The organism is Flavobacterium sp. ACN2 (assembly GCF_002303885.1).
Classification (GTDB): domain Bacteria; phylum Bacteroidota; class Bacteroidia; order Flavobacteriales; family Flavobacteriaceae; genus Flavobacterium.
The window spans coordinates 1-25515 of sequence record NZ_MRCM01000026.1 but is presented as its reverse complement, the minus strand read 5'-3'; the positions used below and the strand labels follow the sequence as shown (position 1 = coordinate 25515).

Genomic DNA, 25515 nt, shown 5'->3' with positions numbered 1-25515 from the left:
TTTTTTTTGAAAAAAAAATAGGGGTCACTCATAGGGTCATCGTGCTTTGATAATATATGTGTTTTTTGACAAGTGACAAAAAACAAAAAAGCCTTTAAATACTAGTATTTAAAGGCTTTTGACTTTTAAAGTTTCTTTTGAAACTTCATCTGGCGGAGGAAGAGGGATTCGAACCCCCGGACCTGTTACAGTCAACAGTTTTCAAGACTGCCGCATTCGACCGCTCTGCCATTCCTCCAGTAAGACGCAATCATTCTGTCATTGCGGGTGCAAAGATAAAATGTTTTTTCAATTCTAGAAATTTTTTTGATAGTTTTTAGAAGAAAAGATTTTATCCACGTGTATCACTTTAATTTAAGGTGTTAACTTTTTGTGGCACAGTTTGTAAATTCTATAAATTGGTCGTGCAAAATAAAGCATAATTTAATATGACATTTATTTTTGACAAAATCGATTGAATAAAAATATTAATCTTTATTGTTTTTTTGCTTCGTCTTATTTGACTTTACAATTGTGTCCGCACTGTAGACACAATTGTAAATATTTGTAAATTTGAATATTAACCTAAAAAAGTGTTGTCCACTTATTAATGTTACAACTACGCAGCTGTTGTACACAGGGATTATTTACAATTTGAACTTAGATATTTTAATCAACGAAATCTTCACTATTATAGAATTTGGCTTAAAATTGGAGGCAACGTTTGACAAATTAACGATAAGATGACTGCAGCCGCACTGTCGTTCGAACCAAAATTGAGAGAGTTTGATTTTAAGGAATAGTATGTTAAGTAGTTAAACGTCGGTGTTTTGTTGTAAGATTGAAATAGTCAATTATTCGCAATTTGATATTAGCGTTCGGTGGCAATCTTTAGAGACAGCTCCAATTGCTCCATTTAAAACATCTATGCTAAGCAAGTTGCTCATTATTATAATATAGGCTTACTGCGCCATTTGTTGAACTATTGCTTTTAATTGTACAATGCTGTCCATTATCAGTAACGTCGTTATGAATATCCCATTTAATGGTAGGCTGTTTATTACCAGTTCTTATTTCAATATCAGTCATTTCAGTAACATTAGTATTTGGATAATCGGAGAACTTATAGAGGTCATAGCATTCCAAAGTTTCATTCGCCCAGCAGAGTTCATCGATTCCTTCAATTTCTAAATCACACTGCGGGTAATCTGTAAAGGAAGATTTATATGAAAATTTCGATCCTTTATTTTTTGTCAATACCATGATGCCTTCGATTATGTCACCAGGATTGACAGCTACCAATTCCTTAAAAATTGCATTGCCTTTATCACCCTGCGTGACAAACCAATTTGTAATTGACCAGAAGTTTCCTCCGCCGGCATTTGATTTGCCCCACTGCAGAACTGGCTGCAGTATATATGCAGAGGATTTATTCTGAATGCCGTTGAATAAAAATATAACCTGGCCATTATTTGTTGATGGATGCTGAGGAACTTTCCATCTAGTTTTAAAATAGGTTATAGGTGCTCCGCTTTTGTTCATCCAGCCAGAATAGACTATCCATCTATTAGAGATAGGAAGGCCCAGTAAATCTTCTTGTAAAGTAATTTTTTCAGATCTGATCAGAAGTTTATTTTCAAAATTATTTGTTTTTTTTAAATCTGCCTTTCCAAATTCTTTTATAACTTTCTTATTTTCTGTTTGAACTTCAAGTATTTTTCCTTTAACAACTTTTATATGGCAGCCCTTTTTTAAAAGATGAATATTTTCTTGCGGCTTGAATCCTCCCGGTGCAACTGGAAGTTCATTCAGTTCTTGCGTTTCTTTCTTAACTTTTCCCATGATCTAAATTATTTGGTTCTTGATAAATTCCATGAGATGGCAAATAGGAAGCTTCCCTTTACCACCTGCTTAATATCAGGGGCGTAATTAGAATCTGTAAATGATTCATCTCCATATATGGAATAAATTCTTTCGACCTGTGAAATTGCGTAGCCCACATGGACAATGAGTCTTTGATATTTACCGAAAAAAAGACTCCCTGTAGGGGCTAATACAAATTTTGTCGTCTGATTAAATCTTAATCCCCCACCCAGTGAAATTCCATAATTTACGGGAGAAGCAAGTTGTGAGTGAAAGTTAATAAATGCCATTGCGCCATATGACAGGCCTCCGCCATCAAATCTATGTAAAGTATAGTGATTTGTGCTCACAGGGGGATCAACCGTGTTGTCTGTTGTGGTGCTGCTTATTGTCTTTGTAAAACTTTCATCGTATAGTCCACTGAAAAAAGCACCTGCCGAGTAGTCGATTTTTATTGATTTATATACCGGCAGATGTGCCAGATTATAAACAATAGTGTTGTTTCTAACGTTGTCTTTTACTGACATCTTAAGGACCAGTTCGTCTGTTTCTCCTACATGAGCTCTGGAGGGGCTGAAAGTGAATTGCAATGCGTTGATTGCGCTGAGTTTAGTTGCAACGATATCTATATTTGAAGAAAGTTTTGTATTAATTTCATCTTTTAATGCTTTTGCCCTGGTAATGGACTGATCCAGCGTGGACGACACCCCCCCCGCCTGGCCAAGACATTTAGTCGTCGAGGCTTTATTTTTGGCGATACTTTTTTCAAGTTCATCAATTTTTGTTTGAATGGCTGCAGCATGTCTGTCTTTTTGCAGAGAAAAATTATTTGCTTCTGCCGCATTAACAAATACATAATTGGCAGGACTGCCTGAGCAGACAATCGCGTCAATTCTTGAAGCATCTACATAATTACTTTTGATCACATTTACGGCGTTGTCCAAATCACAATGTAAAGATGCCTTATTAAGTTTTGGATATACCTTATAGGAATCAATTTTATTATTTAAGGATACTATGCCATTGTAAAATTGATTAAATTGTTCAATACTTTTTAATAAAGCCTTCTCTGTCCGGTTAACGTCATCAATTAATATGCATTTTGCAGGATCATTTTTATCTTTTTTATTAGGGTTATTAGGTGCAGGATTTATTACCTGCTGCCCATTTGCTGCCGCGATGAAGCTCGTAAGCACATTGGTCTGGGCCATTGGAGCGGTATAGTACAAGACGTCGTTTTCTTGCTGCAGAGTAAATTCGTGGTTCATTGGATTAAAATTCTGCACGATAATTTGAATATCGGAGCCTTCCCTGACAAAAGCGTCATCTTGTTTTATCGGCACTTCCTTCACCTGACCAGCCTCTATAACTTCACCATGAAAGGTAGAGGTATGGGTTTCATTGTCAAAAGTTATTTTTGTTACCCGATTTTGATTTGCGCAGGATGCAAGCAGCAGGGAGGCAGCAAGCAAAAGATAGTAATGAGTTTTCATGATTGTGGCTTTAGGGTTAATCTAGTGTAGTGTGTTTCTTGTCAGATTGTTGAGAGTTTATTTTCGTCAATTTCATCACATAATAAAGGTTGATGTGGATTTATACTGATTTGCGACTTAGGTAAAAAAAAGCTGATTCTGAATATCTATGTATGATATTTCTGAAGTGCTTTATGTCTGGTCGCCTTTATAGAAATATGGAACAGCAAATGTCCATAACAGTACAGTTAAGCTGGCGATATAAGCTTGATAAAAAGGAAGATCAGTGATGGATTTCCCTCCAAACATATAAACCCAGATTATGAATGATACTGCTGCTATTATCATTGATGCCCATTGTACATTTGGGGTTTCATCCGAAGTTGTTCCTTTGGCCCTGACAAATACAAATAAAATTAAAAGTATTGCTGACCAAACCCAGGAAGCGGTTTTTTGATACTGAGGTCTCACATTTTCGCCGGTGGCATTGTAGATTTGTAAAGCTGCACTCATATTTTTATTGGTTATGGTTAATAAATCTATCTATTGTATTCATTATGCAATGGAGTTTTATTGAGGACTGTTGACGGTCATAATGTGCACTAAACGGGAAGCTTAAAATAATTTTTAATAAATCTTTTGACCAAATTTAATCAGCCGTCAGGCAGTCTTCAATATTTTCTGGTAAGAAAACAGGTTTTAACAGTTTGTTCAAATCTTCAAAATCGCCATGGCAGTTTGATATTAAAGTGGCCCTTACAGTACTTTCCATTCTTTTTTTGCAGTCGGCTTTCTCAATCCATGCAAGTTTCCTGAATTGGTCTCTACTTTGAGTTGGATATGGCCCGTATTTATATTCTGCCAGATAAAAGAAAAACTGCTGATATTCTTCCAGTGCGGCAGGATTTATATCAGATATCTTAGGCAGAGAGCTAAGGGTAGTGCAGCTGTACTGGCTGGAGTAAACATTGGTCCCCAATGCGCGATTCCATGCTTCTTTTGCTTTAGGATACAATACTATTAAATCTTGCGGGATGTGGCCTTTAGAAATTTTAATATCCTTGATTTCATTCATTATTGCTGTTGAAGCCATTTTATTAAAAGTCTGAATGCCATACTGACAATCTGAAGATACCACTGGTGGCCAAGCGGAGTCGGATGTAGATGTCTTTCGATCTGAGGCCGAACCGCAACTAGTAAGTATCATACATAATAAAGAAAATGCTATAAAATTTCTATTTAATATCATAAAGAATTAATTTTAGAATTATTAAAACAATATTTTATTTTCCTGCTGCTTTTTATTTTAGGGTAAATTAAAGCATTTAAAAATTAAAGGCGTTACGTATAATTACTTGATTTTTAGTGTTTAAAAAAAATAAAATTATCACCCATGCCGTTAAAAAATTGCGTTTAGGTCTTTGTAAATCGTAAAAGAGCCTTCAAGATCGAATAATTTTGAAGGCTCTAATAGTGGAAAAACCATTTTTTATAAGTTGATTGACTTAATCCGAAAATGATTTTTTCATCTTTTATACTTAAATGAGGTCGGCATAAATTGATTGCGCAAGGTCTCAGTATATTACTATATTTCTTAATTGATTAAAATGGAAAACATAATAATTTTTATAACGAGAGATGACAATGATTTTATAACTTTTAATAATGTGATAAAAGGCTATAAATTTTTTAGAAATAAACTAGTAATTGGCTTTATTAGAACAGTAAATTAATAAGTCGCTAAATATGAAAATAATCTAACTATTCTTGGAACAATTTACATATTTTTTAATTTGAATAGGGACGCTCTGCAATTCGAACCCAAAGTTCTCAACCCTTGGTTCTGCTGGGGTTATAATTTTAAAACATCATCTGCCACGATTCTGCCATGAACATTTTCGCTATTTTTATAAATATTGAAAGTTTCAGATTGGTTTAAATACGTTTAAATTGACGTTATAATTCTTAATTAATTCATAGACAAAGGTATTCCTTTTTTATGACAAAGAATTACTTAAATGGTTAGTTAGCAGTTCAAATAAGCTGCTATAAAAGCAATGGAATCTATTTTGTAATAAGATACTGTTTTTGAAATTCCTCGATTGTCAGGTTTCCAAGCGCAGAATGTCTTCTGTATCGATTATAGAAATTTTTGATATAGTCAATGACTGACTTTTTTGCTTTTTTTATTGTTGTATAATTGTTTTGGTAAATTAATTCTGTTTTTAATGTTTTGAAAAAACTCTCAGCGACAGCATTATCATAGCAATTGCCCTTTCTGCTCATACTTTGGGCGATTTGATTACTTTTTGATAATGTGGAAACAAAATCTTTACAAGCATACTGAATCCCTCGGTCTGAATGAAAAATTAATTTCTGGTTACTAGTTAAAGGACGATTACGCAAGGCTTGTTTAAAGGCAACAATGGTTGTATCCATTGTCTTCAGGGTTTCACTTAAAGACCATCCTACTACTTTACGATCAAAGAGATCTATAACAGCAGTAAGATATGCCCAGCCTTTTTTAGTTCGAATATAGGTAATGTCGGATACCCATACCTGATTTTGGTTACTTACTTTAAAATTCTGATTTAATAAATTTGCTGCTGCAGGATATTTGGGAGAGGAGATTGTAGTTCTTTTAAATTTTAATTTTGGAATCCTAGGCATATTATTTTCGAGCATTATCTTTGCAACAAAAGATCGGCAAGCTTTTATGTTGATTGACGATAATTCTTTGGCTATTCTTCGACTACCGTACCTGCCTTGACTCCAATGATAAATTCTTGAAATCTCTGATAATATAAATACTTTACGTTCAGCTCTGCTTGTAGGAAGTCCTTTTAACCATTTATAATAGCTGCTAGGGTCTACATGAAAAATTTTGCACATCTTTGTAACAGGAAATTTATCGGCGTTTTCTCTGATAAATTGATACCGCAAACGTCTTTTCTGCAGAAGATATGCAGCACCCTCTTCCAGAATATCCCGTTCCAGTTTGATGTTCTTAATTTCCTTTTTTAACCTTAATATTTCTTTTCTGTTTTTATAGGAATCAGATGATTCATGAAGGGTAAGTTTTCCATCCTTAAAAAGTTTCTTCCAATGCTGCAGGCTATTTTTGCTGACTCCAAGCTCCTGAGCTACACGATGTACACTTTTGTACTGGTTGCTGATTGTGACCGCACAGATTTTAAATTCCAATGGCCACCTTTTTCTGGTTTCCTGCATGTTTTCATAATTAGATGCTGTTCAATTTATTGAAGAGTATTGTCTCCTAAATTATCTAACTCAAAGCTTGCGGAAAAATTCTAAAAAAACAGCCTTAAGTTTTTTAAAAGCTTTTAGATCGCAATTTAGAGGAGTCAGGAAAATAGATTTTTTCTTATTCAGATTATCTAATCTTTTTGCTTAATCCCCAACTTTTGCACCTGATCCGTAACCGTTCTTTGATAAAACATGTGCTTTTTGAAAAGTGTGTAAAAACGAAAAAGCCTTTAAACACTAGTGTTTAAAGGCTTTTGACTTTTAAAGCTTCTTTTGAAGCTTCTACTGGCGGAGAAAGAGGGATTCGAACCCCCGGACCTGTTACAGTCAACAGTTTTCAAGACTGCCGCATTCGACCGCTCTGCCATTTCTCCAGTATGTCGCAATCATTGCCTGATTGCGGGTGCAAATATAAGACGGTTTTTCGGTTATAAAAACTTTTTTCGGACTTTTTTTTGAAGTTTTTTGAGATAATTTTCAAGTGTCTAATTATCAGTATTTCCGAAAGTGATGTTTTTTGAAAAATTAATCTAAATCGTCTAAAATTGGCGTTGGTTTTTTGTGCTCGTCAACAGCAACAAACGAAAAAGTTCCTGAAACTACCGTTTCGCGAAGTTCAGAATACATTTGTTCCATGAAAATATCGACGTGAATTTTACAGCTGGTTCTTCCAACGCTGTCTACTTTTGCTACTAATTCAATTAATGTACCAGCAGGAATTGCTTTTTTAAAGTCAATTTGTCCTGTAGAAATCGTAACAACTTTTTTACGGCTGAATCGAGTCGCGCAGATAAAAGCAACTTCATCCATTAAATGAAGAGCAGTTCCTCCAAATAAAGTGTCGTAATGATTCGTTGTACTAGGGAAAACGGCTTTAAAAATACGAGTTTCCGATTTCTGAATTCTTTCTTCTACTGTTCCCATATTAATAATTAACGTATTCTGTAATTTCAAGCCCGTATCCAATCATACCCACTCGTTTTGTTTGTTCTGTATTCGAAACCAATCTTATTTTAGAAATATCTATATCATGAAGAATTTGAGCTCCGATTCCGTAATCTTTGCTGTCAATAATCACTTTTGGAGCTTTTAAAGTTCCGTTAGATTGTAATGTTTTAAGCTCAGAAATTCTGTTCAAAAGGTTTACAGCGGTCATATCTTGATTGATAAAGATAACAGCACCTTTTCCGTTTTCATTAATCACTTTAAACATATCGTCTAATTGCTGTTCTGCATTATTAGTCAATGTGCCTAATAAATCGTTGTTTACCTGAGAAGAGTGAATTCTGGTCAAAATAGGTTCGCCAAGATTCCAAGTTCCTTTAGTTAAAGCAATATGAATTTGTTTGTTGGTAGTTTGTTCGTAAGCTCTTAAACGGAAAGTTCCAAAACGAGTTTCGATATCGAAATCTTCTTTTTTAACAATCAAACTATCGTGCTGCATTCTATAGGCGACTAAATCTTCGATAGAAACTAATTTTAAATCGAATTTTTTTGCCACTTTAATCAATTCTGGCAAACGAGACATTGTTCCGTCTTCGTTCAAAATTTCGCAGATTACACCAGCAGGTTTAAATCCTGCCAAACGTGCAAAGTCAATTGCCGCTTCAGTATGTCCAGTTCTTCTTAAAACACCACCTTGTTTAGCAATTAAAGGAAAAATATGACCAGGACGAGCTAAATCGTGTGGTTTTGTATTAGGATCAACTAAAGATTGAACTGTTTTTGATCTATCTGCTGCAGAAATTCCAGTTGTAACTCCTTGACCTTTTAAATCAACAGAAACCGTAAAAGCAGTTTCCATGTGATCTGTATTGTTGGTAACCATTGCACGAAGATCCAACTCCTTGCATCGGCTTTCTGTTAGTGGTGTACAGATTAATCCACGTCCATGAGTAGCCATAAAGTTGATCATTTCTGGAGTTACTTTTTCGGCAGCAGCCAAAAAATCACCTTCATTTTCGCGATCCTCATCATCGACTACAATGATTACTTTACCTTGACGAATATCTTCTATAGCTTCTTCAATGGTATTCAGTTGTATTTTTGTTGTTGACATAATTATTTTTGCTTTTGAGCAGGTGAAAACCGCTCAGAGATTTTCTGAAATAGTTGTGAAATAGGAGTTGTAATCGCATCAAAATTAATTAACCCGTTATCGTTTGTTGCACGATAGGTCAATAATATGGCAAGAGGCGATAAAATAAAAGAGGACATCCATGATCCTAAAAATGGAGTCATACCGCCTTCCTGAGATACTCTTTTTCCGAAAGTATTAATAAAATGGAAAGTAATAAAGATTAAAACTGCAAATACAATAGGAAGTCCAAGTCCCCCTTTTCTAATAATAGCACCAAGCGGAGCTCCAATAAAGAACATTAAGAAACAGGCAAAGGCAATTACAAATTTCTCGTACAAAGCAGTCAAATGCTTGTTGATTTCTCTCTGTTTGTCTTTTAAATCTTTCTGGGTAGTCTCGATTGAATAGATGCTGCTCGTAACATTGCTTCCAGCCATTTTTAAAACATCTACTTTTTCTTTGTTCGAATAAATAGATAAAAGATCGTTTGGAAGCGGTTTCTTCTTGATGTTTTTTTGCGAATCTGTAAAAAACTTTTTAAACCCAACTCGCTGATTAATATTTTCAGAAAAAGAAACAATTTCGTTATCTAAATTTTTACTCAAGGAGTCTAGAGTATAGCGCAATTCGTTAACATTCAACATTGCATTTGTCCCTGCAATGCTTTCTTTGCTGTCATCAACTTTATTAAGTTCAGATAAATCGATGTTGATAATCTGTGTTTTAAACTTACCTTTTATAAAAGGCATTTTTGCACGATCTTCATATTTTTTTGGAGTAACGTCTTGGTAGTAGTAGCCATCATTTAAAACTAGCTTTAAAATACTAGATTTTTCGTTACTGACTAATTCACCAGTTTTAGCTTTAATTACGGTTTTGTTTTCCCCCATATTATTCGCTTTCTCGTGAATAGTTACACCAGTTAGATGATTACCATTTTCGTCAGATTTTTTGTTTACTTTAATGTTGTAAGTGCCGACATCATTAAACTGACCTTCGGCAATAGCCATCGCAGGTTTGGCTTGTGCGATGTTTTTTCTAAAGTTGACAAATTTGTATTCGGCATACGGAATGACGTTGTTTGCAAACCAAAATGCCACAATACTTAAAACGAAAATAAAAATAATCAGTACTCTCATTGCTCTTTGCAGTGAGATTCCTGAAGATTTCATAGCTGCGAACTCATAATTTTCGGCAAGATTTCCGAAAGTCATAATAGAGGCTAATAAAACCGATAACGGTAAAACCAGCGGTATAATTCGTGGCATAGAAAAAAGCAGGAATTTCACGACCAATGTTAAGTCGAGATCTTTACCTGCTAGTTCTGAAATAAATAGCCATACTGTTTGAAGTATGAATATGAAAAATAAGATTACAAATACCGTAGTAAATGTAAATAAGAATGTTTTTAATAAGTATTTGTCTAGTATTTTCAACCTTCTGATTAATCTAATTTATTGATGTAGTATTTCGGGTATTTACTCGCTACAAAGGTAAATTGATTTTTTGATAATGGCTGATTGGTTTTAAAAGAATTAACGGTTAAAGTTGTTTTTGTTCCGTTTTTTCCAGTTTCAATCAAATTGTAGATGTGTTTTGTCTGAACGTCAATACCTAACAAAATTTCTTTTCTTTGGTCTTTTCCGCTTGTAGGAACTAATTTGATGTATTGAATTTTTCTTCCTTTTACATTCTGAACAATGTCCATGTTGTATTTATAGCCAGAATTGAAGAAAGTAAGCATTTTTGAAGGAGTGATAGCATTATCATCTTTCTCGTTTACTTTAGAAATAGTAACTTCTTCGTCTTCAGGAACAATAGTGTAGGTTTTCTGACCGTCAAAAATTTTGGTAACGCCCATAAAATTCAAAACATATTGATTTCCTTTCATCGTTACGTTTCCTTTACTGTCTTGATTGATATTTTCTTTGGCATTATTCAAAGAATATTTAAAATCGATAACAATATTGTCGTAGCTCTTTATTTTAGAAGTCACTTCGTTCAATAAATCTTTCGCTTTTTTATCTTGAGCCTGAATAGAAGTGAAGCTCAAAAGCAAAATAACTGCCATTTGAAAACACTTTTTAGTCATGTTTGTGATAGAATTGTTGTTGATTTCTTGAATTTTTGCTTTCATGATTGGATTAATTTTGTTCATTATTAAAAAATTGATCAAGAGCATTTAAATCTAAGATGTTTACACTGCGTGCTTTACTGCCTTCGAACGGACCAACAATTCCTGCTGCCTCAAGTTGATCGATCAAACGACCAGCTCTGTTGTATCCTAGTTTTAATTTTCGTTGCAATAAAGAAGCAGAACCTTGCTGAGCATTGACAATAATCTCTGCCGCTTCTCTAAATAAAGTATCTCTCTCGGAAATATCTATATCAAGATTAATGCCACTTTCTTCTCCAACGAACTCTGGAAGCAAATAAGCTGTGGCATATGCTTTTTGTCCGCCAATAAAATCGGTAATTTTTTCAACTTCTGGTGTGTCAATGAAAGCACATTGCACACGAATTACGTCGTTTCCGTTTGTATATAATAAATCTCCTCGTCCAATTAACTGGTCGGCTCCTTGCGTATCCAAAATCGTTCTAGAGTCAATTTTAGAAGTTACTCTAAATGCGATTCTAGCAGGGAAATTGGCTTTAATTAAACCTGTAATAACGTTTACCGATGGTCTTTGTGTCGCAATAATCAAGTGAATACCAATGGCACGGGCTAATTGAGCCAAACGAGCAATCGGAACTTCAACTTCTTTTCCTGCAGTCATAATCAAATCGGCGAACTCATCGACAACCAAAACGATGTAAGGTAAGAATCGGTGACCAGCTTCTGGATTTAATTTTCTAGACTTGAATTTATCGTTGTATTCTTTAATATTACGAACCATCGCATCTTTTAATAAAGAATAACGATTGTCCATTTCGGTACAAAGTGAGTTTAAAGTATTGACAACTTTTGCATTGTCAGTAATAATAGCATCTTCAGTGTCAGGAAGTTTAGCTAAATAATGCCTTTCAATTTTATTAAAAAGCGTAAGCTCTACTTTTTTCGGATCGACCAAAACAAATTTTACTTCAGCTGGATGTTTTTTGTATAAAAGCGAAGTTAAAACCGCATTTAATCCAACCGATTTTCCTTGTCCCGTTGCTCCAGCCATCAATAAGTGAGGCATTTTAGCAAGATCGACAACAAAAGTTTCGTTTGAGATGGTTTTTCCTAAAGCAATTGGCAGTTCCATTTCGGCCTCTTGGAATTTTGCGGCTCCAATAACGCTTTTCATAGAAACCATAGTAGGGTTTTTGTTCGGAACCTCAATACCGATCGTACCTTTTCCTGGAATTGGCGCAATAATACGAATTCCTAATGCTGATAATGATAAAGCAATATCATCTTCTAAACTCTTAATTTTAGAAATTCTGATTCCTGCCTCCGGCACAATTTCATATAAAGTAACCGATGGTCCAACGGTTGCTTTGATTTGTGCAATTTCAATTTTGTAGTTACGAAGTGTATCTACAATTCTGTTTTTATTTTCTTCTAATTCTTCCTGATTGATTGTAATTCCGCCAGTCGAATATTCTTTTAATAAATCAATAGTTGGGAATTTGTAATTGGATAAATCCAGAGTTGGGTCAAATAATCCGAAATCGGCAACTAAGCGAGAAGCTAAGTTTTCTTCGATAATATCTTCTTCTTCTGCTTTTTCAATTACAAAGGCTTCATCAGGAGAAACTAATGGTAGTTCTTGTTTTGGGGTAATTGGCTTTAAAACTGGATTTAATTCAATTTCTGATGAATGAGAAATAGTTGGTTTTAAAGCTTCTTTGTTAAGTTCAAACTGCGTGTCAACTGTTTTGATATGAATATCATCTATTTCAGGGTCACTTTCAACTTCTTCTTTAATAGCAAATTCTTCTAGATTATAAGCGCTTTCAGGCTGATTTGCAGCTGGTTTTAACTTGTCTAATTCTGATTTGAATTCTTTTTTAGTAGAATCAAAATACGATTGGATTTTTTCTGGCGATAATTTGATTTTGAAAATCAAATAGATAATTAAACCAAAAAGCAGTGTAAGAAGTGTACCTGTTTTTCCAATATAATCTTGAAGGAATAAATTTAATTCGTAACCAATTGTTCCTCCTAGTTCTGGTGCAGAAGTAGCGAAGAAACCAAATAGTACAGAAACAACAATAATAGCAAAAATGTCCCAGAACCAAGTGTTTTTTAGTTTTTGGGTCGAAAGCTCCAGTGCTAAAAACATTCCGGTAAGGAAAAACAAACGTACAAAAATGAAAGAGGCTAGTCCAAAACCTCTATAGATAATTAAATCGGCAAGATAAGCTCCGAATTTTCCGAGCCAATTCTCAGCAACTTCGGCACGATCACCGAGCTGATTTACGACACTTTGGTCATTTTGCCATTGTCCGTTTACATAAAAAGAAATAAATGCGACCAATAGTGCAATAGAAAAAAGTACCAACAGACATCCTAAAACAAATCTTTGCTGTTTAGACATCTTAAATGATCTTTTAACTCCTTCCTGTTTTTCGTTTTTTTTATCTACAGTTTCTTTTTTATTTTTTGCCATTCTTGCGTTTTCCTTTGCCTAAATAAATTTTGGGATATAAATAATCAAGCCTATTGCAATTGCAGTCATTGCGGCAAAAAATACCGCTCCAGCAGCAATATCTTTAATAAAACCGATTCGTTTGCTGTAATCAGGATGGATAAAATCGGCAATTTTTTCAACTGCCGTATTTAATCCTTCAATGCTTAAAACCAAACCAATGGCCAGTGTCTGACACAGCCATTCGGTTTGAGAAATATGAAAATAGAATCCAGCAATCGTCATGATAATTCCCAGAGAGAATTGTACCATGATGCTGTGTTCTGTCTTAATCAATTTTACAGCTCCGTTAAAAGCATAAGTCATGCTTTTTAACCTACCTGTAACAAATGTATTATCTTTTTGAAACTCCATTTAAGGGAAAATATTATAGTGCTGCTAAAGCTGCTTCGTAATTTGGTTCGTTTGCAATTTCTGCAACTTGTTCTGTGTGAACGATTTTTCCATCAGCATCAACAACAATGATTGCTCTTGAGTGTAAACCTGCCAAAGGACCATCAACGATTTCTAATCCGTTTGCTTTTCCAAAAGCACCAGTTTGAAAATCTGATAAGTTTACTACATTTTCTAAACCTTCAGCACCACAAAAACGTTTTTGAGCAAAAGGTAAATCTCTAGAAATACATAAAACAGTTGTGTTTTCTAATCCGCTTGCGCTTTGGTTGAATTTTCTAACAGATGCAGCACAAGTTCCTGTATCAACACTTGGGAAGATATTTAAAACTAATTTTTTACCAGCAAAAGTGCTTAATGTAGCAACTGATAAATCGTTTTGAACTAATTTGAAGTCAGCTAATTGCGATCCAACTGCTGGCAATTCGCCTGATGTATGAACTGGATTTCCTCCTAATGTGATAGATGCCATGATTTTTGTTTAAAATTAATGAGGCTCAAAAGTAAGGATTAATATTTGAATCTAAAAGTATTTGTTATCGGTTTAAGGAGAGATTAAGATAGGTTTTTGGGTGGCTACAAATTCACGATTTTTTTAAAATATTTTAGATTTTAGAGGGTAGATTTTAGATTTGTTCCGCCTGTCAGGCTGAGGCAAGTCGAAGCCGACGCAAGCGGCTCCGCAAACTTAGTCATTGATCTTTATGGAAATACTTTGCGCGGGCTTCGACTTCGCTCAGCCTGACAATTTTGGTCAATAATTATATGGCGTCTATTGAAACCGTTTAGCCGCGAGAGGGATAGGAGCAAGCTACCGAAGTAGCGCGGATAGCCCGACAGTATTTGGGAAAGCGGGCGAATAAAGATAAAGTATGTTTGCCCGTTTTTTCAAATACTGTCTCGCCCTGATTATTTTAGATTTTAGATTTTAGATTTTAGAATGTAGATTTTAGATTTTTGCGCTTGTCAGGCTGAGCGGAGTCGAAGCCCGCACAAGTAACTCCTCAATCTAAATTAATAATCTTTTGTAATTTGCTTTACGTGGGCTTCGACTTCGCTCAACCTGACAAATATTTCGAGAAACTGCGACTGAATACCGAGACTGAACACTAAAAACTAAAAACTGACCACTAAAAATTGACCACTGTAAACTAAAAAAAAGCGTCTCCAGATAGAAACGCTTTCTCAGCTTTGTTTTTTTATTTATCCTTTGGGAGGAAGCCGATTTACTTATCGATTGATCCTAAAACACGTTTCATGAACGTATTTAAAGCTTCTTTTTTATCTGTTCCTTGAGCAACCAATTTTTGCACTTCAAGGGCGCCATACATATTCGAAATCAATTCGCCAATTACGTCTAATTCTTCGTCTTTAAGAGAAGGAATTTCAGTCATTGCTTCTAGAACTTCGATCGTTTCAATGATATAATCTTGATCGTTTTCTTCGATGAATTGCGTTAAATGTTTAATTACGGGTAATTTCATAGTGTAGATTTCTTAGATTTTTAGACTTGCTTAGATTTCTTAGACTTTCTATAATTTTTTTTACAACATCTAAGTTGTCTTAAAATCTAAGTAAGTCTAACGATCTAAAATTAAGCAATTGCGTTTACCAAGTCAATTAAAACTTCTTGTTTGTTGGTTTGCGTTTCGCCAACTAATTGTCCGTTTACGAAAGTTGCAAATGTTGGCAAGTTGCTCACATTAGCTAATTTTCTTGATTCAGGAGAATTTTCTGCATCAACCAAAACAAAAGTAATAGCTTCATTTTCTGTTGCTAGTTTTTTGAATTTTGGTTTCATAATACGGCAATTTCCACACCATGAAGCTGAATATTGTACTACTACTTTTTCGTTTTTAGCAACTAAATCTGCTAACGTATCTTCGTTTAAGTCGATTAACATAAGTTTTATTTTTTGAGATTCTAAGGTGCTAAGATTCTAAGGTTCTGAGTTTTTTGAACCTTTGTGGATTTTAGCAACTATAATTTTTTTGAGATTTTTTGAGAGAGGATTTGATTTCTAAGTTACTAAGGTCTAAGAGAAAATCTTAGAACCTTAGCATCTTAGTATCTTAGAAACTAATTAAAAATTAGTTTGCACTTAAGTATTCAGCAGTACTGATTCTGTCTGCAGACATAGCTTCTTTACCAGCTTCCCAGTTTGCAGGACAAACTTCACCTTTAGTTTGGATGTGCGTGTAAGCGTCAACCATTCTTAAGTATTCGTTTACGTTACGTCCTAATGGCATATCGTTTACACTTTCGTGGAAGATTTTTCCAGTTTCGTCAATAAGGTAAGTAGCTCTGTAAGTTACGTTTGAACCTTCAACGATTACTGAATCTGTATCTTCGCTATAGCTTGTAGATTCGATATCAAGAATACCTAAAATGTTAGCTAAGTTACGGTTTGTATCAGCTAAGATTGGGTAAGTAACACCTTCGATTCCACCATTGTTTTTTGGAGTATTTAACCAAGCAAAGTGAACCTCGTTTGTGTCGCAAGAAGCACCAATTACGATAGTATTTCTTTTTTCGAATTCTGGTAATGCAGCTTGAAAGGCGTGTAATTCAGTTGGACATACAAAAGTAAAATCTTTTGGGTACCAAAATAAAAGTACTTTTTTATTGTTGTTTACTGCTTCTTCAAAAATATTGATTTTTAAATTGTCTCCCATTTCTGAGATAGCATCTACTGCAATACTTGGGAATTTTTTTCCTACTAAAGACATAATATTCGTTTTACGTTAAAAATTTATTTGGTGCAAAAGTAGGGCATAAGTACAGGTTCTTACAATAAGATGTGATTATAAAAATTTATAAGTTGATAAATTTTGACTATTTGGTGTTTTAAGTTATTGAATATCAATATTTACTGATAAAATGCCATTGCAACTATTTTTTTCTAAAAATTGAATTCCTGCTGTTTTTTGAAATTCTTCAAAATCTTGATACGCCTCAATTAATCCTGAAGCCTTTTTTAGATTCGGAATAAGTGGTAAAACGTACGGGTTTCCAAAAAGGTAAACAATGCATTTTTTGGTTTGCAGCAAATCAGAAAGTAGTTCTAAAACTTCATCATTTACTTCGAAATTATTTAATGGTTTTGCTTTTGGAACAAATAATGAAATAATGATCGTGTCGAATTTCTCTAACTCATTTTTGATAGAATTGATATCTGAAGTTTCTAAACTTTCAAAAGCAAATTCTGGTGAAGGTAATTTTGCGTTTAAAGTTTTAAAGAATGTGTTTTCGGTATTTTTATATAAACTCAGTTTGGCTAATTTGTTATTTTTCTGCGCTTCAATCGCTAAATCTGAAATGCCATTATCAATGATTTTTGTAATTGCATTTTGAGCGATTTCAAGATTTAATTGAGATGTTTTTTCGAAGTTTAATTCGCCCGAAATTGCAGTATTTCCAGAAAGGATTCCTGCTTTTTCTTTTGCTTTCATGATTCTATTATAACTTTCGAAAATACGGTCTGGAGAAGCATTTTTATAGATTGCTTCAATTCCTTCGGGGACATTTTCTGCGAAACATAAAACATCATTTCCAGCATTGAAAGCTTCCCATTCTAATTGGCCTTTTGTTTCGTACAATTTAGAAACGCTGTGCATATTTAAAGCATCAGAAATTACCAAGCCATCGTAACCTAATTGATCACGCAAAAGATCTTGAATAACGGCTTTTGATAAAGTTGCAGAAGTATCTTTTCCGTCATTTAAACTAGGAACAGCCAAATGGCCAATCATAATAGAGTCGACATTGTTCTCAATTCCTTTAATGAACGGATATAATTCGTTTTCCATTAATTCTTCCAGCGTTTCCTTTAAAACCGGCAAACCTAAATGCGAGTCGACATTGGTGTTCCCATGTCCGGGAAAGTGTTTCAGACAGCCTAAAACGCCAACTTCCGACATTCCTTTTAAATATTCAATCGAAAAATCGGCTACTTTTTCTTTGTTTTCACCAAAAGAACGATAACCAATTACAGGATTGTTCGGGTTATTGTTGATGTCTGCCAAAGGCGATAAATTATACTGAATTCCAGCTGCTTTTAAATCTAAACCAATTTGTTTTCCAACTTCATAAATTAAACTTGATTTGTTTTCTGGTAATGCGCCAAGCGTAATGGCGTACGGATATTGAGGTGTTTTTTCTATACGCATTGCCAATCCCCATTCTGCATCAATACTGATTAAAAGTGGAGTAGAAGCTGCTTTTTGATAACGAGCAATAAGTACTTTGATTTTTTCGTAACTGTCATCGTTGAAAACAACTTTTTTCTTGCTTTCGTAATTCGTTGCAGCACTCGCACGACTATGAAAAAAGGTCAATCCTCCTATATTATGTGTTGCAATTAAACGTTCCGTTTCCTGAATATTTTGTTCTGTATCGTTGATGAATACTGCTGGAAAGAAAAATTGTCCTATTTTTTGTCGTAATGCTTCTGCTGTGATTTTCATTATTATAAAGTCTTTTTCATGCAAACACTATTATCCATTTTCTCGTAAGGCGGATAATTGGGAATTATGGTGTAATTTAATTTTTGATATAAGTTGATCGCTTCGGGCTGATTTTTTCCAGTTTCGAGAATGGTATAAGTATAACCAACTTCTTTTGCCCAGATTTCTAATGCTGCTAAAACTGCCGATGCAATACCTTTTTTTCTGTGATCAGGATGAACATACATTCGTTTGATTTCTGTTGTTCCTAGTTCCTTTTCGCGAAAAGCGCCACAGCCAACAGGAATTCCGTTTTCATAATACACGAGCACATGTTTTATCTTATCCGTTTTGTTAAACTGATTGTAGAACGCATGATCTTCACCGTCTCTAATCGCTAAATCTTGATCTAGTAAAGCAACCAAATTTATAAAATCGATATCGTCTGAATTCGTACGTTTTAAAGTAACCATGTCAAATAAATTTAGTTATCTTGTTTTTACCATTAAGGCATTAAGTTCATAAAGCTATGGCTTAAATTGCTTAATCTATTCGAGGTAAAAAAATTAAGCTTAGCGCCTTAGTTTTACTTTATTCTCTTCTTTTCAATAAGAAAGTTCGTAAAGCTTGGCTTAAATTACTTAATGTCTTAATGGTAAAAATTATTTCAACTTTGCTTTCTTTTGTTTAGCCAATTGTTTTTTGGTTTCAAGAGCTTTTTCCAATCTGTTTTTAAAACGGAAAAGCTTTGGCAATCCTTCTAATCGGTCTTCAATGGTGATTATTTCGTAAACCACAATTGCTTTTTCTAAAACGCGGATTTCATTGTCCAGATCGTTTTCGTTTTTGTAGATCGTTGCCAATCGATCATAAGGGTGATTTCCTTTAAAGCCTTCTGCAACATTTTCTTCATACAACTCAATCGCTTTTTCTAGATTTCCATTTTTCTCGAACTCAGTTCCTTTCAGATTGCGTTCGTTCTGCAAATTCTCATTGATTTCCATAGGTAAAGTTTGATTTGGGGGTTAAACTTCTTCTGATTTCTTCCCAAAATCTTTTGGGAAAGTTAAAAAACGTGATAAAATAAGACCTGGAATTGTAGCTATTAGAACCCAAATAAAGAAGTTTTGATAGCCTAAAAATTTCTGAATATAACCGCTTAACATTCCTGGAAGCATCATTCCTAATGCCATAAAACCAGTTGAAAGTGCATAATGTGCTGTTTTTGATTCTCCTTCGGCAACATGAATTAAATACATCATGAAGGCGGTAAAGCCAAAACCGTAACCGAATTGCTCTACAATTACAACGGCATAAATGTAATAAATTGATGTAGGATGAAAGAAAGCCAATAATATAAATCCTAAAATTGGAAGGTGCATGGCCAAAAACATAGGAAACATCCATTTGGTCAATCCTTGTTTTGAGATTGCAATTCCGCCTAAAATACCGCCGATAGTTAAGGCTGCAACTCCGCAAGTTCCATAAATAATTCCAACCGCTTCGGTGTCTAATCCCATTCCGCCTAATTCTTTTGGATCAAGTAAAAACGGACTTAGCATTTTAAGCAATTGAGATTCTCCTAATCTGAAAACCAAGATAAAAGTTAGAATTAACCCTATTTGTTTTTTCTTGAAGAAGCTGACAAATATGGTTCCGAAACTTTGATTTGGTATTTCTTTGTGGTTTTTTACTGCATTAACTTCATTTTTTGGTGTGAAAATGAAATTATAAACGGTAATGAAAGCCATTAATAAACCAACACAAATCATGGTATAAGACCAAGCCTTTGTATTGTCTCCAAATTTATGTTCTAAATAACCTGCAAAAAGCACTACTAATCCGTTTCCTGCCAGCATTGAAAGTCTGTAAAAAGTACTTCTAATACCAATAAAGAAAGATTGCTTGTCTTCTGGTAAAACCAATAAATAAAAACCATCGCTGGCAATATCATTAGAAGCCGATGCAAAAGCCGCAACCCAGAATATGGAAAGTGTCATGATAAAAAATCCGTTGAGCGGAATGGTGAAACCAACCAGTAGAAAGGCAATTGAAATTATTAATTGCATCAGCAGAAACCATTTTCTTTTGGTTCCGATTAATTCGATAAGCGGACTCCAAAGCGGTTTAATAACCCAAGGCAGATAAAGTAAACTGGTGTAAACACCAATATCTTCATTAGAAATTCCTAGATTTTTATACATAATTACCGAAACAGAGATAATTATAGCATACGGTAATCCAGAAGCGAAGTTAAGAAGCGGAATCCAAAACCACGGTTTATTATCTGTTTTCATTTGGTTGAGCTGGTATATAGTTTTTTAAAGGCTTTTTTAAATCTATTGCAGTTGGAGAACTTTCGTTGGCATAATAATCAATAAAAGTTACAGCGCAAGCTTTGTAAAGATTCAGTTTTCCGGCCGCTATTGCGAAAGTAATTTTTCCGTCAACTTCTTTAACCGTTACTTTTTCGATGATTTTTGTGGCATCATTAATGTCAATTTTTGAAACATGCTCGCCTCCATAAACCACCATATAACGAACTTTCGTATTCAACGGACTTTGGAAAGTGAAATTATATTTAATGCTGTCCTTACTGTATTCTAATACTTTTGGCGTATCGATTATGACGTGTCTTAAATTCGGAACTGCAGCTGGAAGTGCAGGATATTTATATTGATTTTCTTCTAAATGGCGAACCACATCAAAGTTTTTCCCCATGAACCATTTTGAGCTGAAATAAGCACTACCTGATACATTTTTGAAAGTTCTTAAGAAATCAATTTGAGTTGGAATTTCGGTCATATAATTCCAGTTTTTATCTCCGTCAGCTCTAATTTTGTATGTGGCGTGACCGATATAAATAGCGGTATTATTGGAGTTTTCAGACCACCATTTTACCAATTTAGAATAAGAAGCTCTCGGATTATTCATACTCCAATACAATTGAGGTAAAATATAATCGATCCATTTTTGATCCATCCATAACATCGGATCTGCATACAAATCGTCGTAGTTAGATGTAGATTGTGTTTCAGAACCTTTTGGATCTTGAGATTTATTTCTCCAAACCCCAAACGGACTAATTCCGAATTGAACCCAAGGTTTACTTTCTTTAATTGTATTTGAAATAGAATGTACAAAGTTGCTCACATTTGCGCGTCGCCAGTCGGCACGGCTTAAACCTGAACCATATTTTTGATAAGAAGCATTGTCGTTAAACACTTTTCCTGGAACAGCATAAGGATAGAAATAATCATCAAAATGAACTGCATCAATATCATAGTTATCAACGACTTCTTTTACGACTTTGGTTAAATGCGCCTGTACTTCTGGCAATGCAGGATCGTAATAGTATTTTCCGCCGTATTCAATCATCCATTCTGGATGTTTAAAAAGATCATGATTTGGGCTTAAAAGATTTTTATTCAAATCGAAAGTCGCACGATACGGATTCAGCCAAGCATGAAATTCAAAACCTCTGTTATGCGCCTGTTCAATCATCCACGCCAATGTATCGTAATAGGGGTTTGGAGCCAAACCTTCTTTTCCTGTTAAAAATCGAGACCAAGGCGCAAATTCTGAGGGATAAATAGCGTCTCCAACACTTCTAACCTGAACAATTACAGCGTTGTAATTCAGTTTTTTATAGGCTTCTAGAATTTCAAGGTAATCAGCTTTTTCTTTTTCTACATTATCTGTACTTGTTTTCGGCCAGTCAATGTTTACAACCGTTGCAATCCAGACACCTCTGAATTCGTTTTTAGGATGCATGTTTTTTTCCTGTGCATTAGAAATCGAAGTAATGAAAAATGAAATTAAAAGAAAGAATATTAAGTGCTGATTTTTATGCATTTCAAATGTTTATTTTAACAAGAACCAAAAATAGTTTGTTTTTATCACGAATTACACTAATTGCATTAATTTTTGTACTTAATTATTCTTTTAAAAAAGAATTCGTGAAAATTTGTGTAATTAGTGGTAACTTTTTCTTAATCCGGAAACGAAATTTTCCCCATTGTTACAGATGGAATTCCTTTGCTGTTTCCAAAATTGTAATCTCCTCCAGAAACGGTTTCGTTGGCCAAAAGCGCAAACAAAACCGCTTCTTTGGCATCACTTAAAATGCCCAAATCGTCGCTGGTGTGAAACTGGCAAGGCAATAATTCCTTTAGCCATTTTACCAATAACGGATTATTCGTTCCGCCTCCAGACATATAAATATGAAAATCTTCTGCTGAAATAGGAGTGTTTTTTATGGTGAAAAAAATCGCTTCTGCAATAGTTTCAGCGCTTAAACGCGTTAAAGTCGCTAGCAAATCTGATGCCGAAATATTTTCTAAGCCACATTTTACCAAAGCCGACTGCACAAAATCGAAATTAAACAGCTCTTGACCAATTGATTTTGGAAAGCTTTTTTGGAAGAAATCATCTTTTTTAAGTTCGTTTAAAAGTTCTTGATTTACAGTTCCTTGTTGTGCGATTTCGGCATCTTTATCGTAGCTTTTTTCAGGAAAATAATGTTTAGTAAAAATATCGATTAACGTATTTGCAGTTCCAGTATCGGTTACAAAAACTTCCTCGGCGTTTAGAGAGGCTGGGAGATAAGTATAATTCCCGATTCCGCCCATGTTGAGCATGATTCGGTTTTCGCCTTTTTTTCCGAATAATAAATAATCGCCATAAACTGCAAGAGGCGCACCTTCACCGCCCGCTGCAACGTGTTTTTGTCTGAAATCTGAAAGTGTGATGATCCCTGTTTTTACTGCAATATGATCTCCGTCTCCAATTTGCAAAGTTGCGTTTGGAAATTTTTCCTGCTGATGCAAAAACTTCGGAGCGTGTAAAACGGTTTGCCCGTGTGAAGCAATTAAATCTACTTCGCTTGAAGAAATATTCCATTTAGAAAGACAGTCGTTAATCATGCCGCTGTGCAATATTCCAATCCATTCGTTTAATAAAGCCAGATGCTGAAAATCGATTGTTTTTTTTGCAAATACTTTTCTGATTTCGTTTTTAATGTCTTCAGAGTAAGAAATGGTTTCAAATTCTAGGATTTTCACATTCGTATTTTCTCCAGAACCAGAAACAGCGCACAAAGCAATATCAAGTCCGTCGAGAGAAGTTCCCGACATTAAACCCAATATTTTTCGAGTTTCTTTTTGAGCTATAGTATAGAGTGCGGTTATATTTTTATTCATTTAAAATGAGGGTTTATAGTAGTCAGTTTATTGATAACGCTAAAATGGGATTATTTCGGATATAAAGCTATAGATTTTATACAATTTTTATTTTTTGAATGTCATTATTATAGAATAAGAATTTGTGATAAAAATCCTAAAAAATAAAATTCAAACTTACCGTCTTTTCTATATATTTGCTCATAACCAATTCAAAAAAAATAAAATCATGTTAGTTATTATAGGACTTTTTGTTTTCCTTTTTATTATCGGAATAGTAATCTACAATTCACTTATCGGAAAAAGAAATCAAGTTACCAATGCGTTTTCGGCGATTGATGTAATGCTGAAAAAACGTTTCGATTTGATTCCGAATCTTGTTGAGGTCGTAAAGCAATACACAAATTACGAACAAAGCACTTTAACTAAAATTGTTGAGCTTCGTGCTAAAGCAACGTCAGGAACTTTAACTGATGAAGAAAAAGCAAGTTTGGATACTGAATTAAGTTCGGCTGTAAAAGGTTTAATGGTAACGGTAGAAAATTATCCTGATTTAAAAGCTAATACCAATTTCTTAAATCTTCAAACAACTTGGACAGAAAGTGAAGAGCAAATTGCAGCTGCGAGAAGAACTTACAATGCAGCAGTGACCGATTATAATAATGCTATTATGATGTTTCCAGGTAATATGTTTGCAGGAATGTTGGGTTATACTAAAATTGATGTTTTAGAAACACCAGAAGAAGAACGTAAAAATATTAGTGCAAAAGAACTATTTAATAATTAATGGATTCAGAAATAAATTCGAAAGCAAACTTGCAGGACATTCTGAATAGCTTAGAAGGTGATCGAAAAAAAATAGCCGAAACCTATCAAACCTGTTACATTTTAATTGGACTTGCAGTGTTGATTTTGGCTATTGGATTAATCATTCGATTTGTTCCTTTGGGGATTATTGGCTGTTTAGTTCCTATAATTATTGCCATTGTAATGTATTTCAGAATAGAAGACGATGCTATAAAATACAAGTTGTCTTATAAAATGAACGTTGTTGGAGCGGCATTAAAAGACATTAACGACACGCTGACTATTACGCCACAAAGTGGACTTCCAGAATATGAGTTTGTAAGTTCGGAACTTTTTACAACAAGACCAGATCGCTATAAAACACAGGATTTAATAAGCGGAATAGTTGATAAAACCTCTTTTTGGTTTGCCGAAGTCCACGCCGAGTATAAAACGGAAACTCGAACTAAAAACGGAACAAAAACAACTTGGCATACGATTTTTAAAGGAATTGTTTTTGTAGCTGATTTTAATAAAAATTTTAATGTTTCGACTGTTGTACGTCCAAAAGGTATAGCAAATGCCATTGGTTCATGGTTTTCGAAAAACGTTTTCAGTTTCGGTAACTCCGAGTTAGTACAATTAGAAAATACAGTTTTTGAAGAAATATTTGTTACCTATTCTAAAAATCAAATCGAAGCGCGGTACATTTTGACGCCTGCCATGATGGAAAGAATTTTGGATTTAAATAACAAATGTGATGAAACAATTTCGATCTCGTTTATACATTCTAAAATGTATATCGCTTTTCCGCTATCTCACAATTACTTTGAAGCACCAATTCATTCTTCACTTTTAGCGTCTGATTTACTTACTGATGATCTTTCGATTGTTCGGTTTATGCAGGATATTGTTCATGAATTGGATTTGAATACTAGGATTTGGGGGAAGGAGTAAAAAACAAATTTTGTTATATATAAAATTTAGAATTTGAGCAGATTTGAAAATATAGATTGGAAGTTGGATGACTTAGCAAATAAGCTTAATGCGCGATTGACTAGAGATAGACCCGATTATCCTCAAAATTTGAGAACATTTGAGGAAAGAAGAATTCATTGGATAGACAATGGCATAATGAAGGCCATTATAATTCAACCTAATTTTGAAGTTAATGGTGTAAATTCTAATATTTGGAATTTTCTTAATGTTGCTATTTTTGATGATGGTTATTCGTTTTCAAGACCAAAATGGATTAGCGTATTAGTTGATAAAAAAGATTTTTCTTTTATTGAAGATAATATTGACGAATTGCTTTTTAAATCAGAAGAAAATTTGTTGAATATTTTATTTAAGGATTTAATGTAATTTTAGATCTAATAGTAAAAATCAATGAACTAATTATATTATAAAAAA

Annotated in this window: 24 protein-coding genes and 2 tRNA genes; 3 read left to right on the top strand and 23 right to left on the bottom strand. The window is 34.1% G+C overall.

What is annotated here, in order from left to right; genetic code table 11:
* Positions 1-150 precede the first annotated feature (150 nt).
* From BSF41_RS22735 to BSF41_RS22625, 23 genes are all read right to left on the bottom strand, one after another.
* Positions 151-238: transfer RNA gene (locus BSF41_RS22735), tRNA-Ser, on the bottom strand.
* Positions 239-909: 671 nt separating this feature from the next.
* Entirely contained in the window at positions 910-1821 is a 912-nt protein-coding gene (locus BSF41_RS22730) for a hypothetical protein (protein ID WP_095931765.1), read from the bottom strand.
* 8 nt (positions 1822-1829) lie between these two features.
* Positions 1830-3335: a hypothetical protein gene (locus BSF41_RS22725; RefSeq protein WP_095931764.1), complete on the bottom strand. Its 1506-nt coding sequence runs from the start codon at positions 3333-3335 to the stop codon at positions 1830-1832.
* A gap of 171 nt (positions 3336-3506) precedes the next feature.
* Positions 3507-3827, bottom strand: a complete 321-nt coding sequence (locus tag BSF41_RS22720) for a hypothetical protein (RefSeq protein ID WP_095931763.1) — start codon at positions 3825-3827, stop codon at positions 3507-3509.
* Positions 3828-3963: 136 nt separating this feature from the next.
* Positions 3964-4407 carry a hypothetical protein gene (locus tag BSF41_RS22715; protein ID WP_095931762.1) on the bottom strand — a complete coding sequence of 148 codons (444 nt, stop codon included), beginning with the start codon at positions 4405-4407 and terminating at the stop codon, positions 3964-3966.
* A 971-nt stretch (positions 4408-5378) separates the two neighbouring features.
* Positions 5379-6545 (bottom strand): IS3 family transposase, encoded by a 1167-nt coding sequence (locus tag BSF41_RS22710; RefSeq protein ID WP_095931761.1) that lies wholly within the window; start codon positions 6543-6545, stop codon positions 5379-5381.
* A 322-nt stretch (positions 6546-6867) separates the two neighbouring features.
* A tRNA-Ser gene (locus BSF41_RS22705) sits at positions 6868-6955 on the bottom strand.
* A gap of 151 nt (positions 6956-7106) precedes the next feature.
* On the bottom strand, positions 7107-7505 hold the full coding sequence (locus tag BSF41_RS22700) for an acyl-CoA thioesterase (RefSeq protein WP_095931760.1): 399 nt from the start codon (positions 7503-7505) through the stop codon (positions 7107-7109).
* 1 nt (position 7506) lies between these two features.
* Positions 7507-8640 carry a 3,4-dihydroxy-2-butanone-4-phosphate synthase gene (gene ribB / locus BSF41_RS22695; RefSeq protein ID WP_172426962.1) on the bottom strand — a complete coding sequence of 378 codons (1134 nt, stop codon included), beginning with the start codon at positions 8638-8640 and terminating at the stop codon, positions 7507-7509.
* A gap of 2 nt (positions 8641-8642) precedes the next feature.
* A complete protein-coding gene (locus tag BSF41_RS22690; protein WP_095931758.1) occupies positions 8643-10097 on the bottom strand; it encodes an LptF/LptG family permease in 1455 nt (484 codons plus the stop codon).
* A gap of 8 nt (positions 10098-10105) precedes the next feature.
* On the bottom strand, positions 10106-10798 hold the full coding sequence (locus BSF41_RS22685) for an outer membrane lipoprotein carrier protein LolA (RefSeq protein WP_095931772.1): 693 nt from the start codon (positions 10796-10798) through the stop codon (positions 10106-10108).
* 7 nt (positions 10799-10805) lie between these two features.
* Entirely contained in the window at positions 10806-13259 is a 2454-nt protein-coding gene (locus tag BSF41_RS22680; RefSeq protein WP_095931757.1) for a DNA translocase FtsK, read from the bottom strand.
* A gap of 18 nt (positions 13260-13277) precedes the next feature.
* Positions 13278-13652, bottom strand: a complete 375-nt coding sequence (locus BSF41_RS22675) for a diacylglycerol kinase family protein (RefSeq protein WP_095931756.1) — start codon at positions 13650-13652, stop codon at positions 13278-13280.
* A gap of 13 nt (positions 13653-13665) precedes the next feature.
* Positions 13666-14163 (bottom strand): thiol peroxidase, encoded by a 498-nt coding sequence (gene tpx / locus BSF41_RS22670; protein ID WP_095931755.1) that lies wholly within the window; start codon positions 14161-14163, stop codon positions 13666-13668.
* A gap of 754 nt (positions 14164-14917) precedes the next feature.
* Positions 14918-15175 (bottom strand): hypothetical protein, encoded by a 258-nt coding sequence (locus tag BSF41_RS22665; RefSeq protein WP_008462029.1) that lies wholly within the window; start codon positions 15173-15175, stop codon positions 14918-14920.
* Positions 15176-15285: 110 nt separating this feature from the next.
* Complete coding sequence (locus tag BSF41_RS22660; RefSeq protein ID WP_007805605.1) at positions 15286-15594, bottom strand: co-chaperone YbbN; 309 nt, start codon at positions 15592-15594, stop codon at positions 15286-15288.
* A gap of 187 nt (positions 15595-15781) precedes the next feature.
* Positions 15782-16420, bottom strand: coding sequence for a peroxiredoxin (locus tag BSF41_RS22655; RefSeq protein ID WP_095931754.1), 639 nt, complete (start codon positions 16418-16420; stop codon positions 15782-15784).
* A 123-nt stretch (positions 16421-16543) separates the two neighbouring features.
* Positions 16544-18157 (bottom strand): glycoside hydrolase family 3 protein, encoded by a 1614-nt coding sequence (locus BSF41_RS22650; RefSeq protein WP_095931753.1) that lies wholly within the window; start codon positions 18155-18157, stop codon positions 16544-16546.
* A 2-nt stretch (positions 18158-18159) separates the two neighbouring features.
* Complete coding sequence (locus tag BSF41_RS22645; protein ID WP_095931752.1) at positions 18160-18609, bottom strand: GNAT family N-acetyltransferase; 450 nt, start codon at positions 18607-18609, stop codon at positions 18160-18162.
* 189 nt (positions 18610-18798) lie between these two features.
* Entirely contained in the window at positions 18799-19140 is a 342-nt protein-coding gene (locus BSF41_RS22640; RefSeq protein WP_095931751.1) for a hypothetical protein, read from the bottom strand.
* 21 nt (positions 19141-19161) lie between these two features.
* Positions 19162-20433 (bottom strand): MFS transporter, encoded by a 1272-nt coding sequence (locus BSF41_RS22635; protein WP_095931750.1) that lies wholly within the window; start codon positions 20431-20433, stop codon positions 19162-19164.
* Positions 20420-21991 (bottom strand): glycoside hydrolase family 10 protein, encoded by a 1572-nt coding sequence (locus tag BSF41_RS22630; protein WP_095931749.1) that lies wholly within the window; start codon positions 21989-21991, stop codon positions 20420-20422. The genes BSF41_RS22635 and BSF41_RS22630 overlap by 14 nt, the downstream gene beginning before the upstream one ends.
* A gap of 137 nt (positions 21992-22128) precedes the next feature.
* Positions 22129-23337, bottom strand: a complete 1209-nt coding sequence (locus tag BSF41_RS22625; protein ID WP_095931748.1) for an anhydro-N-acetylmuramic acid kinase — start codon at positions 23335-23337, stop codon at positions 22129-22131.
* A 208-nt stretch (positions 23338-23545) separates the two neighbouring features.
* Between BSF41_RS22625 and BSF41_RS22620 the strand changes: the two genes are divergently transcribed.
* Genes BSF41_RS22620 through BSF41_RS22610 form a run of 3 tightly spaced genes read left to right on the top strand, consistent with a single transcriptional unit; the run spans position 23546 to position 25467 of the window.
* A complete protein-coding gene (locus tag BSF41_RS22620) occupies positions 23546-24103 on the top strand; it encodes a LemA family protein (RefSeq protein ID WP_095931747.1) in 558 nt (185 codons plus the stop codon).
* Complete coding sequence (locus BSF41_RS22615; RefSeq protein WP_095931746.1) at positions 24103-25059, top strand: DUF3137 domain-containing protein; 957 nt, start codon at positions 24103-24105, stop codon at positions 25057-25059. The genes BSF41_RS22620 and BSF41_RS22615 overlap by 1 nt, the downstream gene beginning before the upstream one ends.
* A gap of 33 nt (positions 25060-25092) precedes the next feature.
* Positions 25093-25467, top strand: a complete 375-nt coding sequence (locus BSF41_RS22610; RefSeq protein WP_095931745.1) for a hypothetical protein — start codon at positions 25093-25095, stop codon at positions 25465-25467.
* Positions 25468-25515: the final 48 nt, after the last annotated feature.